The sequence below is a fragment of the Mycolicibacterium holsaticum DSM 44478 = JCM 12374 genome (assembly GCF_019645835.1).
GTDB lineage: Bacteria > Actinomycetota > Actinomycetes > Mycobacteriales > Mycobacteriaceae > Mycobacterium > Mycobacterium holsaticum.
This window is the reverse complement of record NZ_CP080998.1, coordinates 2,852,475-2,868,362: the sequence shown is the minus strand read 5'-3', so window position 1 is coordinate 2,868,362 and position 15,888 is coordinate 2,852,475. Positions and strand designations below refer to the sequence as shown.

18 protein-coding genes are annotated in these 15,888 nt (G+C 69.1%); 14 read left to right on the top strand and 4 right to left on the bottom strand.

What is annotated here, in order from left to right; translation table 11 throughout:
• Positions 1-24 precede the first annotated feature (24 nt).
• Positions 25-729, bottom strand: a complete 705-nt coding sequence (locus K3U96_RS13840) for an NUDIX hydrolase (protein WP_220690075.1) — start codon at positions 727-729, stop codon at positions 25-27.
• A gap of 65 nt (positions 730-794) precedes the next feature.
• Between K3U96_RS13840 and nadA the strand changes: the two genes are divergently transcribed.
• Genes nadA through nadC form a run of 3 tightly spaced genes read left to right on the top strand, consistent with a single transcriptional unit; the run spans position 795 to position 4,251 of the window.
• Positions 795-1,820, top strand: a complete 1,026-nt coding sequence (gene nadA / locus K3U96_RS13835; RefSeq protein ID WP_069403656.1) for a quinolinate synthase NadA — start codon at positions 795-797, stop codon at positions 1,818-1,820.
• A complete protein-coding gene (locus tag K3U96_RS13830) occupies positions 1,817-3,385 on the top strand; it encodes an L-aspartate oxidase (protein WP_220690074.1) in 1,569 nt (522 codons plus the stop codon). The genes nadA and K3U96_RS13830 overlap by 4 nt, the downstream gene beginning before the upstream one ends.
• Positions 3,385-4,251 (top strand): carboxylating nicotinate-nucleotide diphosphorylase, encoded by an 867-nt coding sequence (nadC, locus tag K3U96_RS13825; RefSeq protein WP_220690073.1) that lies wholly within the window; start codon positions 3,385-3,387, stop codon positions 4,249-4,251. Before K3U96_RS13830 ends, nadC begins: the two co-directional genes overlap by 1 nt.
• On the opposite strand, the gene K3U96_RS13820 is transcribed toward nadC, so the two are convergent.
• Both K3U96_RS13820 and K3U96_RS13815 read right to left on the bottom strand, forming a co-directional pair.
• Positions 4,248-4,658 (bottom strand): nitroreductase family deazaflavin-dependent oxidoreductase, encoded by a 411-nt coding sequence (locus tag K3U96_RS13820; protein WP_069403648.1) that lies wholly within the window; start codon positions 4,656-4,658, stop codon positions 4,248-4,250. The two genes, nadC and K3U96_RS13820, sit on opposite strands and share 4 nt — an antisense overlap.
• 84 nt (positions 4,659-4,742) lie before the next feature.
• On the bottom strand, positions 4,743-5,948 hold the full coding sequence (locus K3U96_RS13815) for a PGRS repeat-containing protein (RefSeq protein WP_069403649.1): 1,206 nt from the start codon (positions 5,946-5,948) through the stop codon (positions 4,743-4,745).
• Positions 5,949-6,716: 768 nt separating this feature from the next.
• Here K3U96_RS13815 and K3U96_RS13810 point away from each other — a divergent pair.
• From K3U96_RS13810 to K3U96_RS13765, 10 genes are all read left to right on the top strand, one after another.
• A complete protein-coding gene (locus K3U96_RS13810) occupies positions 6,717-7,214 on the top strand; it encodes a hypothetical protein (protein ID WP_220690072.1) in 498 nt (165 codons plus the stop codon).
• 131 nt (positions 7,215-7,345) lie between these two features.
• Complete coding sequence (hisD, locus tag K3U96_RS13805; protein WP_220693526.1) at positions 7,346-8,668, top strand: histidinol dehydrogenase; 1,323 nt, start codon at positions 7,346-7,348, stop codon at positions 8,666-8,668.
• Complete coding sequence (locus K3U96_RS13800; protein WP_220690071.1) at positions 8,665-9,771, top strand: histidinol-phosphate transaminase; 1,107 nt, start codon at positions 8,665-8,667, stop codon at positions 9,769-9,771. Before hisD ends, K3U96_RS13800 begins: the two co-directional genes overlap by 4 nt.
• Positions 9,768-10,394: an imidazoleglycerol-phosphate dehydratase HisB gene (gene hisB, locus K3U96_RS13795; protein WP_069407911.1), complete on the top strand. Its 627-nt coding sequence runs from the start codon at positions 9,768-9,770 to the stop codon at positions 10,392-10,394. Before K3U96_RS13800 ends, hisB begins: the two co-directional genes overlap by 4 nt.
• Positions 10,391-11,011 carry an imidazole glycerol phosphate synthase subunit HisH gene (gene hisH / locus K3U96_RS13790; protein ID WP_220690070.1) on the top strand — a complete coding sequence of 207 codons (621 nt, stop codon included), beginning with the start codon at positions 10,391-10,393 and terminating at the stop codon, positions 11,009-11,011. Before hisB ends, hisH begins: the two co-directional genes overlap by 4 nt.
• 5 nt (positions 11,012-11,016) lie before the next feature.
• Complete coding sequence (gene priA / locus K3U96_RS13785) at positions 11,017-11,757, top strand: bifunctional 1-(5-phosphoribosyl)-5-((5-phosphoribosylamino)methylideneamino)imidazole-4-carboxamide isomerase/phosphoribosylanthranilate isomerase PriA (protein ID WP_230982143.1); 741 nt, start codon at positions 11,017-11,019, stop codon at positions 11,755-11,757.
• The gene (locus K3U96_RS13780) at positions 11,758-12,573 is read left to right on the top strand and encodes an inositol monophosphatase family protein (RefSeq protein ID WP_220690068.1); all 816 of its coding nucleotides are present in this window, start codon (positions 11,758-11,760) and stop codon (positions 12,571-12,573) included. It begins immediately after the preceding gene.
• A complete protein-coding gene (gene hisF / locus K3U96_RS13775) occupies positions 12,573-13,355 on the top strand; it encodes an imidazole glycerol phosphate synthase subunit HisF (protein ID WP_069407907.1) in 783 nt (260 codons plus the stop codon). The genes K3U96_RS13780 and hisF overlap by 1 nt, the downstream gene beginning before the upstream one ends.
• Positions 13,352-13,696: a phosphoribosyl-AMP cyclohydrolase gene (gene hisI / locus K3U96_RS13770; RefSeq protein ID WP_069407906.1), complete on the top strand. Its 345-nt coding sequence runs from the start codon at positions 13,352-13,354 to the stop codon at positions 13,694-13,696. The genes hisF and hisI overlap by 4 nt, the downstream gene beginning before the upstream one ends.
• The gene (locus K3U96_RS13765; RefSeq protein ID WP_230982142.1) at positions 13,693-14,604 is read left to right on the top strand and encodes an alpha/beta fold hydrolase; all 912 of its coding nucleotides are present in this window, start codon (positions 13,693-13,695) and stop codon (positions 14,602-14,604) included. Before hisI ends, K3U96_RS13765 begins: the two co-directional genes overlap by 4 nt.
• Here the strand turns inward: K3U96_RS13765 and K3U96_RS13760 are convergent.
• The gene (locus K3U96_RS13760) at positions 14,596-15,060 is read right to left on the bottom strand and encodes a peroxiredoxin (protein ID WP_220690067.1); all 465 of its coding nucleotides are present in this window, start codon (positions 15,058-15,060) and stop codon (positions 14,596-14,598) included. The two genes, K3U96_RS13765 and K3U96_RS13760, sit on opposite strands and share 9 nt — an antisense overlap.
• 99 nt (positions 15,061-15,159) lie before the next feature.
• Between K3U96_RS13760 and K3U96_RS13755 the strand changes: the two genes are divergently transcribed.
• Positions 15,160-15,888, top strand: coding sequence for a phytanoyl-CoA dioxygenase family protein (locus tag K3U96_RS13755; protein ID WP_220690066.1), 729 nt, complete (start codon positions 15,160-15,162; stop codon positions 15,886-15,888).

Genomic DNA, 15,888 nt, shown 5'->3' with positions numbered 1-15,888 from the left:
GAAAGTGCTAAGAAGCCAGTCGGCTCACCCGGGCGGTCGGAGCGCGGCGAACTCGTCGGTGACGCGGTAGCGCGCGTCGGCGAACTTGTACAGCGCCGCGGGCCGCCCGCCGCTGCGACCCGACCGCGCGGTGGTGCCGGTGCGGGTGATCACCTTGCGCCGTTCCAGCACCCGTTGCAGGTTCGTCGCGTCCACCTGGTGCCCGAGCGCCGCATGATAGATGTCGCGCAGCGTAGACAACGCGAACTCCGTTGGCGCCAAGGCGAACCCGATGTTGGTATAGGACAGCTTGGCGACCAGGCGGGTCCGCGCGTGCTCGACCATTGGGCCGTGGTCGAACGCCATCGGCGGCAGCGCGTTCACCGGGTGCCAGCGGGTATCCGGCGGCAGTTCGGGGGTGGCGGGGGAGGGCACCAGGCCCAGGAACGTCGAGGCGATGGTGCGCACCCCGGGCACCCGGTGCGGATCGGAGAACACCGCCAGCTGTTCGAGGTGAGCAAGCTCACGCAGGTCGACCTTCTCGGCGAGTTGACGGCTTACCGAGCTGGTCAGATCCTCATCGACCCCGATGCGGCCCCCGGGCAGCGACCACTTGCCGCGCTCGGGCTCCATCGCCCGCTGCCATAACAGCACGTGAAGACCGGTGTCCGCGGTTTCGCTCTGCGGCTCGGCGCCCCGAACCTGGAACACGACGGCGAGCACTTCGTGTGCGGTGTTACCATATTGCATGTTTTCGATTATAAGTCGAAAACCCCGAACGGGATGGAGGAGACACCGTGACGGTTCTCGACCGTATGCCCGCGGACGATCTGGCTGACCGGATCACCGACGGCCCGACCGGATACACAGGTGTCGACGGCGACGCGCAATGGGCCGCCGAAGTGCGTCGCCTGGCCGACCTGCGCGGCGCGACGCTGCTGGCGCACAACTACCAACTACCCGCCATTCAGGACGTCGCCGACCATGTGGGTGACTCGCTGGCGCTGTCGCGGATCGCCGCCGAGGCTCCCGAGGACACCATCGTGTTCTGCGGTGTGCACTTCATGGCCGAGACGGCCAAGATCCTCGCCCCGGACAAGACCGTGCTCATTCCCGACCAGCGCGCGGGCTGCTCGCTGGCCGATTCGATCACCGCCGACGACCTGCGCGCGTGGAAGGCCGAACATCCAGGCGCGGTGGTTGTTTCGTACGTCAACACCACCGCCGCGGTCAAAGCCGAGACCGACATCTGCTGCACGTCGTCCAACGCGGTCGACGTCGTCGAATCGATCCCGGCCGACCGCGAGGTGCTGTTCTGCCCGGACCAGTTCCTCGGCGCGCACGTGCGGCGGGTGACCGGCCGCGAGAACATCCATGTGTGGGCCGGCGAATGCCACGTGCACGCGGGCATCAACGGTGACGAACTCGCCGACCAGGCGCGGTCGCATCCGGACGCCGAGCTGTTCGTCCATCCCGAATGTGGTTGCGCCACTTCGGCGTTGTACCTGGCCGGTGAGGGAGCGTTCCCGCAGGACCGGGTGAAGATCCTGTCCACCGGCGGCATGCTCGATGCCGCCCGCGACACCGGCGCCCGCCAGGTGCTGGTGGCCACCGAGGTCGGCATGCTCTACCAGTTGCGCAGGGCGGCACCGCAAGTCGACTTCCAGGCCGTCAACGACCGCGCGTCGTGCAAGTTCATGAAGATGATCACCCCCGCGGCACTGTTGCGGTGTCTGGTGGAGGGCAAGGACGAGGTCGACGTCGACCCCGAAACGGCCCGGCTGGCGCGAGCCAGCGTGCAGCGCATGATCGAGATCGGCCAGCCCGGCGGCGGCGAGTGACCCGTCCGGCGGTCTGCGGCGGTTCCGGCCCATGGGCGAACCGGTGGCAGCAGCGGGCCGACGTGGTGGTGATCGGCACCGGGGTGGCCGGGTTGGTGGCGGCCCTGGCCGCGCACCGGCGCGGCCGGAAAGTGGTGGTGCTGAGCAAGACCGCCGACACCGCGACCCTTTTCGCCCAGGGCGGTATCGCCGTGGTGCTGCCGCATGCCCTGCGTGACGACGGTGACTCGGCCGAGGCCCATGTCGCCGACACGCTCGCGGCCGGGGCCGGGCTGTGCGACCCCGAGGCGGTGCGCTCGATCGTCGCCGACGGCTACCAAGCGGTCAGCGACCTCGTCGGCGACGGCGCCCGCTTCGACGAAGGCGCGCCGGGACGGTGGTCGCTGACCCGCGAGGGCGGCCATTCACGTCGGCGCATCATCCACGCCGGCGGCGACGCCACCGGCGCGGAGGTGCAGCGCGCGCTCAACGGCGCCGCGGCCACGCTGGACATCCGGCACAACCACGTCGCGGTCGAACTGCTCTGCGACGACGATGCGGTCACCGGGGTGCTGGTGCTCAGCGACGACGGCCTCGGCGTCGTGCACGCACCTTCGGTGATCCTGGCGACCGGGGGACTGGGCCATCTCTACGCCGCCACCACGAACCCGGCAGGGTCGACGAGCGACGGTGTGGCGCTGGCGATGTGGGCCGGGTTGCCGATCGCCGATCTGGAGTTCGTCCAGTTCCACCCGACCATGCTGTTCGACAGGAATGCCGGCGGCCGACGGCCGCTGATCACCGAGGCCGTCCGCGGCGAAGGCGCCGTTCTGATTGATTCCCAAGGCAATTCGGTGACCGACGGCGTGCACCCGATGGGTGACCTGGCGCCGCGCGACGTGGTGGCCGGGGCGATCCACGCGCGGCTGCAAGCCACCGGCGACGAGTGCGTGTACCTCGACGCCCGGCGGATCGGGAATTTCACCACCCGGTTCCCGACCGTCACCGCCGCGTGCCGTGCGGCGGGCATCGACCCCACCCGAGAGCCGATCCCGGTGGTGCCGGGAGCGCACTACAGCTGCGGTGGCGTGGTGACCGACGTGCACGGGCGCACCGAGATCGCGGGCCTGTTCGCGGCGGGCGAGGTGGCCCGCACCGGTATGCACGGCGCGAACCGGTTGGCCTCCAACAGCCTGCTCGAAGGGCTGGTGGTCGGCGGGCGGGCCGGAAAGGCCGCGGCCGCACACGCTTTGGCGGCCGGTCCGGTGACGGCGCGCCCGCCGGAGCCGGTGACACGGCACGCGCTGCGGCGGGTGGATCTGCAGCGGGCGATGTCGCGGCACGCCGCGGTGATGCGCGACGGCAACGGGCTCGGCGTGCTTGCCAAGGAGCTGGACTGTGCGCCGCACCGGGTGCTGCGCACGCGCACCGATTTCGAGGATGTCGCGCTGACGAGTACCGCGGGCGCGCTGGCCGCGGCCGCATCGGCGCGGACCGAATCCCGCGGCTGCCACCACCGCAGCGACTACCCGGGCTCCGATCCTGCGCTGGCGCGCAGCCTCGTCGGGGCGGTGGCGTGTTGCTGATGGAGCTGACCGCCGACGAGTTGACCGAGGCGCGCCGGGTGATCGCCCGCGCCCTCGAAGAAGACCTGCGCTACGGCCCGGATGTCACCACGCTGGCCACGGTGCCCGCCGATGCGACGACGACGGCGTCGATGGTCGCGCGCGAAGCCGGGGTCGTCGCGGGCGTGGATGTCGCGCTGTTGGCGTTCGACGAAGTGCTCGGCGCCGACGGATACCAGGTGAAGCACCGGGTGCAGGACGGGGCGCGGCTGGAGCCCGGCACCGTGGTACTGGCTGTCGAGGCGCCCACGCAGGGCCTGCTGACCGCTGAGCGCACGACGCTGAACCTCATCTGTCATCTCTCCGGTGTCGCGACCAGCACCGCGGCGTGGGTGGATGCGGTGTCCGGTACCAAGGCCAAGATCCGCGACACCCGCAAGACGCTTCCTGGGCTTCGGGCCCTGCAAAAGTACGCGGTGCGCGTCGGCGGTGGAGTCAACCACCGCATGGGACTGGGCGACGCCGCGCTGATCAAGGACAACCACGTCGCGGCGGCCGGTTCGGTGCTGGCCGCGCTGCGGGCCGTGCGCGCTGCGGCGCCGCACCTGCCGTGTGAAGTCGAGGTCGACTCGCTGGAACAACTCGACGAGATCCTCGGCGAGGACCTGGGCGAAGAAGCGCTCGTGCTGCTCGACAACTTCCCGGTATGGCAGACCCAGATTGCCGTGCAGCGCCGCGATTCACGTTCGCCGGCAACGAAACTGGAGTCCTCGGGCGGGCTGTCTCTGGCGACTGCCGCAGAGTACGCGGGCACCGGTGTCGACTATTTGGCCGTCGGCGCCCTCACCCACTCGGTGTCGGTTCTCGACATCGGCCTGGACCTCTAGCCGACGTCGGCGACGAGCACCCCCATCTTTCTGGCCTGCAGGCGGGCCGCAAACGGAAGGCCTTCGGCGTCGCCGCCGGCGGGCACGATCCGCGGGTTGACGATGTGGACGGTGCGCGAGCCGAAGACCACGTCGGCCTCGCCAGCGGCGAGGACGTTCTTCACCCAGTCCGTCTTGCCGTGGCCCAGCACGATGGCCAGGGTGTCGCCCTTGCGGAACGGGGTGATCACGGTTTCGTAGGTCTTCCCGGATTTACGTCCGCGGTGTCTGATCGTGGCGACTCCCGGCGTGAACCGGGCCAGCCGTTTGACGACGGGGTTCATGTATTTGATCTGCAGGCGCTCGAACGCCGGCGGATAGACCATCGGAACGCCCGGGGCGTTGTTGGGGTGATCCTTTGCAGCCATGAGGTGGAGATTACGTGACGGTGCCCGCCCCCCGAGGGGGACGGGCACCGCCATCTTCAGGTACGGCGTCAGCCGATGCGACGACTACGAAGCGGAGTCGCTGCTGCTGGCACTGCTACTGCCGTCGTTGCCATCGGCGCCATCGCTGCCGTTGCTGCCGCCGATGCCACCGGATCCCCCGTTGCCGCCGTTGCCGCCGGTCGACTCGCCACCGCTGGCATTGCCGCCGCTGGCACCGTTGCCACCGTCGGAGAAGAACCCGCCGTTGCCGCCGTCTCCGCCGTTGCCGCCGTTGGTGTTGCCGCCCGCGGATGTCGCGTTGCCTGCGTTGCCGCCGTTACCGCCATCGCCGACGAAGCCGCCGCTACCGCCGTCACCGCCGTTGCCGCCGGCGGCTGTGCCGGTGGTCGAGGTGGCGTGACCGGCGTCGCCGCCGTCGCCACCGCCGCCGAAGAAGTCGGCGTCGCCAGCATCGCCGGCGTCGCCGCCAGTGGCTGCGCCGACGGTCGAGGTGGCCGAACCGCCGTCACCGCCGTCACCGCCGCCGATGGTGCCGTTGGCCCCGTCAGCACCGGAGCCGCCGGTGGCATTGCCTGCCAGGGCCGAGGCGTCACCGCCGTCGCCGCCGGAGCCGCCGGTCCCGACGAATCCGCCCTGGCCCGCTGCGCCGCCGTTGCCGCCGGTCGCATCACCGACAGCAACGTTGAGATCGTTGCCGCCGTCGCCGCCGTTGCCGCCGTTACCGAAGAAGCCGCCCCTGCCGCCGGCGCCGCCGTTCTGCGCGGGACCGATCCCGAGCAGTGAATCGGCGCCGTTGCCGCCGTTGCCGCCGTTGCCGCCGAAGAAGCCGGCGTTGCCGCCGTTGCCGGCCCGGACGAGGAGACCGTCGACCGGGGTGGGGCTGTAGCCGTTACCACCGCTACCGAACAGGAAACCGCCGTTGAAGCCGTCGGGGTGAAGCGCGTTGCCGTCGGCGCCGTTGCCGATCATCCCGAAGGTGAACACCATCGTCAGCGGGTTGTCGAGGATGGGGTCGAACATGGTCACCGCGGAGCCCGGCGTGAACGCGAGCGCCTGAGGCGCACCGGAGTCACCGAACAAGCTGGCCCCCGGCAACTCACAGAGCAGCGGGCAGTCGAGCGGCGCGGCCTGTGCGGTACCGGCCGAACCCAAACCGACGAAGGCCGCGGCCATGGCCCCGCCGGCCATGGCGCCGCCAACCGCGCGCCGGACGTTGGTACCTCGTGCCCGGGTTGCGCGGTGTTTACCGGCGGACGGTGCAGTGGACATGTTTCTCCCCTTCATAGAAATGGATCACGCACCCGACGCCCCCAATTGCCGTTCGCGGAACCGCGGACCGTCTTGCTTCAGCCCCCAACGCCTGGTCCCCGTTCAGCTAATCAGTGAATGCCGGTTGGGAACATATTGACACTCCTGGTGGATAAAAGACAGCAACTTCAAATAATTGCGTCGAAAATTTTCCGCAAACCCAGTTGAGGGTGCCGTCGCAATGGCCGATTCCGGCGCTAGCGCTTGCTGGCAGATAGCGCTTCCTACGCCCGGGTCATCGTGCTCGTCTTCGACGCCGATCTGGTGCGCACCGCGAGAAATGCTTGTTACCAGTCAGAACAATCGAGAACATCCACCGTGACCCGGGCGATGAGCGACAGCCTGGCCGATGGGGTTCGTCGTCCTCGGCCAGCGCACAGCGCTTCGCCGGAGCGTGCGGCCACTGCAGCGCGCTCAGGGTGTCCGGCAATCACGACTCGGCTGTTGTTCGTTTTTTGGCTAACGATCAAGATCATCCCTACCGGGCGGTGAGTTATGACATGCGGCAAACTGCAATGAATGATCTTGATCCATCGATATCGGTGAGCTATACCGGTTCTCGAGTTTGCTGAATTCGTGTTGTGCGCCGCATTGCGCGGATCGGCGGCACCCGCGCCCAGCGGGACTCGATAGCCAGCGTTCCGGTTTGCTGCGCGGTCGGAAGATTTCCGTGCACTCGCCGGCCAAACACGCCGAGGCCGCGCACGTGCGGTCGCTACGATCGGCCGCATGTCTGAGCCATCGGGGTCGTCAAGAAGTTTCATCGTTTCCATCGCGGCGTTGGTCGTCGCGGTCGTCGCGGGAGGTCTCGCCGTTTGGGCGTTGGTGAAGGAACCGGCGGAGCCGCCGCAGTCGACTTCGGTCTTCACCGGCACCACCACCGATGACCCCAAGGCCAGCGTGTGCGACGCCTTCAACGTCGTGCGCAACGGTGTGCAGATCAACACCAACCTGCAGCCCCCCGGCGGGCCGGAGGACGTCACCGGCTCACTGGCGGTAGCGGCCAACGCCCGCGTGGCGCTCTACGACGGCGGCCAGTACCTGCTGGCCCGCCTGCAGCCCGACACCCCGTCGGATCTGGCCGACGCCGTGCGGACGTTCGCCAACCACCTGATGGATATCGGGTCGCGCTCCACCTCGGGCATCCCGAACACCGATCCCGAGCAGGCCGCGCGGCTGAAGGAAGCCGACGCCGCCAACCAGAAGATCACCAATCTGTGCAAGTGAGCGCCCACCTCAGCTGAGCGCGACGGGCCGCCGCTTGCCTGCGGCGATATCGATTTGGCCTGTTCTGGGACAATGGCTGTGTGAGCGCATCGTCACCGGACTCTGATGTCGCCGCGGGGGCGGCTCCCACGATCGCCCGCATCGATTTGCGCGGCGCGGGGCTTTCGGCTGCCCGGCTGCGGTCGGCTCTGCCCAGGGGCGGTGTCGACGTCGACGCGGTGGTGCCCAAGGTCCGCCCGATCGTCGATGCGGTCGCGGCGCGCGGCGCCGAAGCCGCCCTGGAGTACGGCGAATCGTTCGACGGGGTGCGGCCGGCCGCGGTACGGGTGCCTCAGGAGCGCCTCGACGCGGCGCTGACCGAACTCGACGCGGATGTCCGCACCGCGCTCGAGGTGGCCATCGAACGCGCCCGCGCCGTCCACGCCGACCAGCGCCGCCACGACACCACGACGACGCTGGCGCCCGGCGCGACCGTCACCGAACGCTGGGTGCCCGTCGAGCGGGTCGGGCTCTACGTGCCGGGCGGCAACGCCGTCTACCCGTCCAGCGTGGTGATGAACGTCGTACCCGCGCAGACCGCCGGCGTGGACTCACTGGTGATCGCCAGCCCGCCGCAGAACCAACCCGGGCCCTTCCACGGCCTGCCGCACCCCACAATCCTGGCCGCCGCCGCGCTACTCGGGGTCCAGGAGGTGTGGGCGGTCGGCGGCGCCCAGGCCGTCGCGCTGTTGGCGTACGGCGGAACCGACGTCGACGGTGCCGAGCTGGCGCCCGTCGACATGATCACCGGTCCGGGCAACATCTACGTCACGGCAGCCAAGCGCATCTGCCGGTCCCAGGTCGGCATCGACGCCGAGGCGGGCCCCACCGAGATCGCGATCCTGGCCGACCACACCGCCGACCCCGCACACGTCGCCGCGGATCTGATCAGCCAGGCCGAACACGACGAGATGGCCGCCAGCGTGCTGGTCACCCCCGACGCCGCGCTGGCCGACGCCACCGAGCGCGAGCTCGCCGACCAGCTGCAGACCACCAAGCACCGTGCGCGGGTGACGGCCGCGCTGGGCGGTAAGCAGTCGGCGATCGTGCTCGTCGACGACATCGAGGAGGGCGTCCGCACGGTGAACGCGTACGCCGCCGAGCACCTGGAGGTCCAGACCGCCGATGCGCCTGCTGTCGCGGCTCGAATCCGTTCGGCCGGAGCAATTTTCGTCGGCCCGTACGCACCGGTGAGCCTCGGCGACTACTGCGCGGGATCCAACCACGTCCTGCCGACGGCCGGCTGCGCGCGGCACTCCAGCGGGCTTTCGGTGCAGACGTTCCTGCGCGGCATCCACGTCGTCGACTACGACGAGACCGCGCTCAAGGACGTGTCCGGATACGTCATCACCCTGGCCGAGGCCGAGAACCTGCCCGCGCACGGCGAAGCGGTGCGGCGGAGGTTCGAACGGTGACGCTCGGCAAGAACGTCACGCTCGACGAGTTGCCGCTGCGCGAGGACCTGCGCGGTAAGTCGCCGTACGGCGCACCGCAACTGGACGTTCCGGTCCGCCTCAACACCAACGAGAACCCGCATCCGCCGACCAAGGCGCTCGTCGACGACGTGACGGCATCGGTGCATGCGGTAGCAGGCGATCTGAACCGGTATCCCGACCGCGACGCGGTGGCGCTGCGCGCCGATCTGGCCGCGTACCTGAGCGTGCAGACCGGTGTCGGGTTGAGCGTGGAAAACCTCTGGGCCGCCAACGGATCCAACGAGATCCTGCAGCAGCTGTTGCAGGCGTTCGGCGGGCCGGGCCGCAGCGCGATCGGTTTCGTGCCGTCCTATTCCATGCACCCGATCATCTCCGACGGCACCCAGACCGCGTGGCTGGTGGCCAACCGCGCAGAGGACTTCAGCCTCGACACCGATGTCGCCGTCGAAGCCATCGAGAAGCATCGCCCGGACATCGTGTTTCTGGCGAGCCCGAACAACCCCTCGGGGCAGAGCGTTTCGCTCGACCAACTGCGCCTTCTGCTGGAGGCCGTGCCCGCCGGCGTCGTCATCGTCGACGAGGCCTACGGCGAGTTCTCCTCGCAGCCAAGCGCAATACAGCTCATCGACGAGTATCCGACCAAGCTCGTCGTCACGCGCACGATGAGCAAAGCCTTCGCCTTCGCCGGTGGGCGGCTGGGATACCTGGTGGGCGCGCCCGCGGTGATCGATGCGCTGCTGCTCGTCCGGCTGCCGTACCACCTGTCGTCGATCACCCAGGCCGCTGCGCGCGCCGCGCTGCGACACGCCGACGACACCCTCGGTAGCGTCGCCAAGCTCATCGCCGAACGCGACCGCGTCACCGAGGCGTTGAGTGCGATGGGCTTCCGCGTCATCCCCAGCGACGCCAACTTCGTATTGTTCGGCGAGTTCGCCGACGCGGCCGCCACCTGGCAGCGCTACCTGGACGCCGGCGTGCTGATCCGCGACGTCGGCATCCCCGGATACCTGCGCGCGACCACCGGCCTGGCCGACGAGAACGACGCGCTGCTGACCGCCAGCGCCCGAATAGGAGCATCGTGACCGAACCTGTCCGCGCACCACGCCGCGCGAAGATCGAACGCAAGACCAAGGAATCCGACATCACCGTCGAGCTCGACCTCGACGGCACCGGGCGCGTCGAAGTCGCGACCGGCGTGCCGTTCTACGACCACATGCTCACAGCGCTGGGCAGCCACGCCAGCTTCGACCTGATCGTGCGCGCCACCGGCGATGTCGACATCGAGGGCCACCACACCATCGAGGACACCGCGATCGTGCTGGGCCAGGCGCTGGGCCAGGCATTGGGCGACAAGAAGGGGATCCGCCGGTTCGGCGATGCGTGGATCCCGATGGACGAGACGCTCGCGCATGCCGCCGTCGACGTCTCGGGTCGGCCGTACTGTGTGCACACCGGCGAGCCGGAACACATGCTGCACACCACGATCGCCGGATCCGAAGTGCCGTACCACACCGTGATCAACCGGCACGTGTTCGAAACGCTGGCCTCCAACGCCCGCATCGCGTTGCACGTGCGCACGATCTACGGTCGCGACCCGCACCACATCACCGAGGCGCAGTACAAGGCCGTGGCGCGCGCGCTGCGTTCGGCCGTGGAATTCGATCCGCGGGTGAGCGGCGTGCCGTCCACCAAAGGGATGCTGTGAGCGCGAAAGTCGTCATCCTCGATTACGGGTCGGGCAACCTCCGCTCCGCGCAGCGGGCGCTGGAGCGGGTCGGCGCCGACGTCACGGTGACCTCCGACACGCAGGCCGCCGAGAACGCCGACGGTCTGGTGGTGCCCGGTGTCGGGGCGTTTCAGGCCTGCATGACCGGGCTGCGCAAGATCGGCGGCGAGAAGGTCATCGCCAGCCGGGTGGCGGCGGGCCGCCCCGTGCTCGGGGTGTGCGTGGGCATGCAGATCCTGTTCAGCCGCGGGGTCGAGTTCGGCCACCAGACCGACGGCTGCGGCCAATGGCTAGGCGCGGTCGTCCGGCTGGACGCACCGGTCATACCGCACATGGGCTGGAACACCGTCGACGCGCCGGAGGGCACCCAGTTGTTCCGTGGGTTGGACCCCGACACCCGGTTCTACTTCGTGCACTCCTACGCCGCCCAGCAGTGGGAGGGTGACCCCGGCGCGCGGCTGACATGGGCCACCCACACGGTCCCGTTTCTGGCCGCGGTCGAGGACGGAGCGCTCTCGGCGACGCAGTTTCACCCCGAGAAGAGCGGTGACGCCGGTGCCGCATTGCTGACCAACTGGGTAAAGGAGCTAGGTTGACCCACGTGTCAGAGCGACTGATCCTCCTTCCCGCCGTCGACGTCGTCGAGGGCCGCGCTGTGCGGCTGGTCCAGGGCCAGGCCGGCAGCGAAACCGAGTACGGTTCGGCGCTCGACGCGGCGATGACCTGGCAACGTGACGGCGCGGAGTGGATCCACCTCGTGGACCTCGACGCCGCGTTCGGCCGCGGCGGCAACCGCGAACTGCTCGCCGAGGTGGTCGGCAAGCTCGACGTCGCGGTGGAGCTGTCCGGCGGGATCCGCGACGACGAATCGCTGGCCGCCGCGCTGGCGACCGGCTGCGCCCGAGTCAACCTCGGCACCGCCGCGCTGGAGAACCCGCAGTGGTGCGCGGGCGTCGTCGCCGAGCACGGCGAGCGCGTCGCGGTCGGACTGGACGTGAAGATCGTCGACGGTGCGCACCGACTGCGCGGCCGCGGCTGGGAAAGCGACGGCGGTGACCTGTGGGAGGTGCTCGAACGCCTTGACCGTGAAGGGTGTTCACGCTTCGTCGTCACCGACGTCACCAAGGACGGCACGCTGAATGGACCCAACCTCGAACTGCTGGCGCAGGTCACCGACCGCACCGACGCCCCGGTGATCGCCTCCGGTGGCGTGTCGAGCCTTGAGGACCTGCGGGCCATCGCGACCTTGACCGGCCGTGGCGTGGAAGGCGCGATCGTCGGAAAGGCGCTCTACGCCGGCCGGTTCACACTGCCGGAGGCGTTGGCCGCGGTGAGGCCCTAGATGGCGCTGGACACAACCGAACTCGACGCCCTGGTGGCCGAGGCCACCGCGATTCTCGACGACGCGGCCAAACCGTTCATCGAAGGGCACCGCGCCGAGTCCGCCGTGCAGAAGAAGGGCAACGACTTTGCCACCGAGGTGGATCTGGCCATCGAACGCCAAGTGGTCAAAGCACTGAAGGCCAACACCGGCATCGACGTGCACGGCGAGGAATTCGGTGGCGCGGACCTGGACTCGCCGCTGGTGTGGGTGCTCGACCCGATCGACGGCACGTTCAACTACGCAGCGGGGTCGCCGATGGCCGCGATCCTGCTGGGCCTGCTGCAAGACGGGCAGCCCGTCGCCGGGCTGACGTGGATGCCGTTCACCAACGAACGGTTCACCGGTGTGGTGGATGGCCCGCTGCGCTACAACGGCGTCGAACAGGATCCGCTGCAACCCGCCGAACTCGACGACTCGATCGTCGGGGTCGGCACCTTCAACATCGACTCGCGCGGCAAGGTCCCCGGCCGGTACCGGCTGGCGATCATCGAAGGCCTGAGCCGGAAATGTTCGCGGTTGCGGATGCACGGTGCGACGGGAATCGATTTGGCGTACACCGCCGCGGGGATCCTCGGCGGCGCAATCAGTTTCAGTGGCCACGTGTGGGACCACGCGGCGGGCATCGCGCTGGTGCGCGCGGCCGGCGGGGTGGCCACCGACCTCACCGGAGACGACTGGACGGTGACATCACCTTCGGTGCTGGTCGGCCTGCCCCGCGTCCATGCGCAACTGCTCGATCTCGTGCAATCAGTCGGCGAGCTCGGGGACTACTGATGAACCCGAAAGAGCTTGCGGTGAGGATCATCCCGTGTCTCGATGTCGATGACGGCCGGGTGGTGAAGGGCGTCAACTTCGAAAACCTGCGCGACGCAGGCGATCCGGTCGAGCTGGCGGCCGTCTACGACTCCGAAGGCGCCGACGAGCTGACGTTTCTGGACGTTACCGCGTCCTCGTCGGGGCGAGCCACCATGCTGGAGGTCGTCGCGCAGACCGCAGAGCAGGTGTTCATTCCGTTGACCGTGGGTGGTGGGGTGCGATCGGTGGCCGACGTGGACGCGCTGTTGCGAGCCGGCGCCGACAAGGTTTCGGTCAACACCGCCGCGATCGCCAACCCCGAACTGCTGGCCGAGTTGTCCCGCCAGTTCGGGTCTCAGTGCATCGTGCTGTCCGTCGACGCCCGCACGGTTCCGCAGGACCAGCAGCCGACACCGTCGGGCTGGGAGGTCACCACGCACGGCGGCCGGCGCGGCACCGGCATCGACGCCGTCGAATGGGCCGCTCGCGGTGCCGAACTCGGCGTCGGCGAGATCCTGCTGAACTCGATGGACTTCGACGGCACCAAGGCCGGGTTCGATCTGCCGATGATCAAGGCCGTCCGCGGGGCGGTCAACGTGCCGGTGATCGCCAGCGGTGGCGCCGGCGCGGTGGAGCACTTCGCGCCCGCGGTCGCCGCGGGCGCTGACGCGGTATTGGCCGCCAGCGTTTTCCACTTTGGTGAGCTCACCATCGCCGAGGTGAAGGCGGCGATGGCGGCCGAAGGAATTGTGGTGCGATGAGCTTGGATCCGCAGATCGCGGCGCGGCTCAAGCGCGACGCCAACGGCCTGTTCGCCGCGGTCGCGCAGGAGCGCAGCACCGGGCAGGTGCTCATGGTGGCGTGGATGGACGACGACGCGTTGGCGCGAACACTGGAAACCCGTGAGGCGACGTACTATTCGCGCTCCCGCGGCGAACAGTGGGTCAAGGGCGCGACATCGGGGCACACCCAGTACGTGCACTCGGTGCGGCTGGACTGCGACGGCGACACCGTACTGCTGCAGGTCGATCAGGTCGGCGCGGCCTGCCACACCGGCTCGCACACCTGCTTCGACGCCGACGTACTTCTCGGTCCGCCGTGACCGAATTCGAGCCTGCGACCGCCGTCGCCGTAAAGGGATCGGGTATCGAGCCGCCGGTCGACCCGGGGGTGCGTCGGGCGTTCTGGTGGCTGGAGCGCTTCGCGCCTGTCATCGGGTCGCGTTGGGCGGTCGAACTCTGGTGCACCCCGCCGGTGATGGATTTCGACATGCGCATGCCGCCAGGCATCACATCCGGCGAGCCGCTGGAAGCGCACTGGGACGGCCATCGCATCGTGGGCGAGTCGTGGGGCGAGGGGCCACCGGTCTATCTCGTGCACGGCTGGGGCGGGCGGCGCCCGCACCTGGGCATGTTCATCAAACCGCTCGTCGAATCCGGCCACCGGGTCATCGCGTTCGACCTGCCCAGCCACCACGAGTCCGAAGCGGGGGCGCTCAAGCCCGGCCGCACCACGCTCATCGAGTGCGCAGAAGCCGTCAGGGCCATCATCGGGCAACACGGCCCGGCGCGCGCGGTGATCGCTCATTCCCTCGGCGCCAACGCCACCACGTTCGCGGTCGCGAACGGCGCGAAGGTCGAGCGCCTGGTGTACCTGGCGCCGATGGGCGAATTCCCGCTCTATCTGGATCTTTTCGCCGTACGCCACGGCTTTGGGCCGCGTATCCGGGCGGGTCTGCATCGGCGGCTGGAACGGCGCATCGACATGCCGCTGCACGAAACCAACATGACCGTCGTCGGCGCCCGCACCGGATATCCGCCGCTGTTGCTCATCCATGATCCGGACGATCCGGACACGCCGTACGAGACCAGCGAACGGGTGGTCGCGTCATGGCCGAACGCGACGTTGATGACCACCAAAGGGCTGGGCAGATTGGCGCATTACCGGCTGCTGCGGCACCGCCCCGCGATCCGCGCGGCAGTCGACTTCATCGGCCCCGCTTCACGCTGACTGGCGCTGCCTCAGCACCTCGAGGGCCTTATCGGCGTGGCTGTCCATGCTGACCTCGGAGGCGATCACGTCGAGCACCGCGCGGTCGGTGTCGATGACGAACGTGGTGCGCTTGACCGGCATGAACTTTCCGAGCAGCCCGCGCTTGACCCCGAACTGCTCGGCGACGGTGCCGTCGGCGTCGGACAGCAGCGGATAGTCGAACCCCTGCTTGTCGGCGAACTTCGCCTGCTTTTCAACAGGATCCGTGCTGATTCCGACGCGCTTCGCGCCGACCGCGGCGAACTCGGCGGCCAGATCGCGAAAGTGGCAGGCCTCCTTGGTGCAACCGGGCGTCATCGCAGCGGGATAGAAGAACAACACGATGGGCCCGTCGGCCAGTAGCTCGGTGAGGCTGCGCACGGTGCCCGTCTGGTCCGGCAGCTGGAAGTCGGCAACTTTGTCACCCTTTTTCATGCACGTCACGCTACGCCTGGTCGCCGAGACCGACGCTTTGGTTGGTTTCGGGGCGATCGGATCGACCATCGCGTCGGTTCGAGGAGAGAATGTTCAGCGATGCCCGAAACCATCGATATCAACGCGTTCATCGCCGACGGCTACCTCAAACTCGAGCAGGCGGCGCCGCGCGAGACCGGCGATGCTGCGCGAGACCTGCTGTGGCGTCAACTCGGGCTGTCCCCGCAGGACCCAAACGGATGGTCGGAGCCGGTGCGGTGGGCCGTCGACCCGGCCGGCGCGGGCCCGTTCGGTGAGCTGCTGAAAAGCCCGACGCTGGCGGCCGCGCTGGATCGCATCTGCGGTGTCGGCGGATGGCAGCCCCGCGGCACACTGGGCAACATCCCGGTGCGCTTTCCGGTCGCCCCCGCCGCCGACGACCGCGGCTGGCACATCGACGCGAACACATCGCTACCGGACGGGGCCTGGGCGGTCACCGGGCGTCCGCACACGATGCTGCTGCTCACCCTGCTCTCCGACGTCGGGCCACACGACGCGCCGACCCGCATCCGCATCGGCTCGCACCGCGACGTGGCCCGCGCACTCGGGCCCGAACCCGTCGACTTCACCGAGATGGGCGCGCTGGTGGACCGCGTCAGCACCGGACGCGACGTCGCGTACGCGACCGGAGCGCCCGGCGACATGTACCTGCTGCACCCGTTCACCGCACACGCCGCCGACAAGCACCGCGGCGCCACCCCGCGGTTCATGGCCCAGTCGCCCGTCGTGCTGACCAGCCCGCTGACACCGGCGTCGTCCTCGCCGTTGGGGTGCGTCTGGGAGGATTGA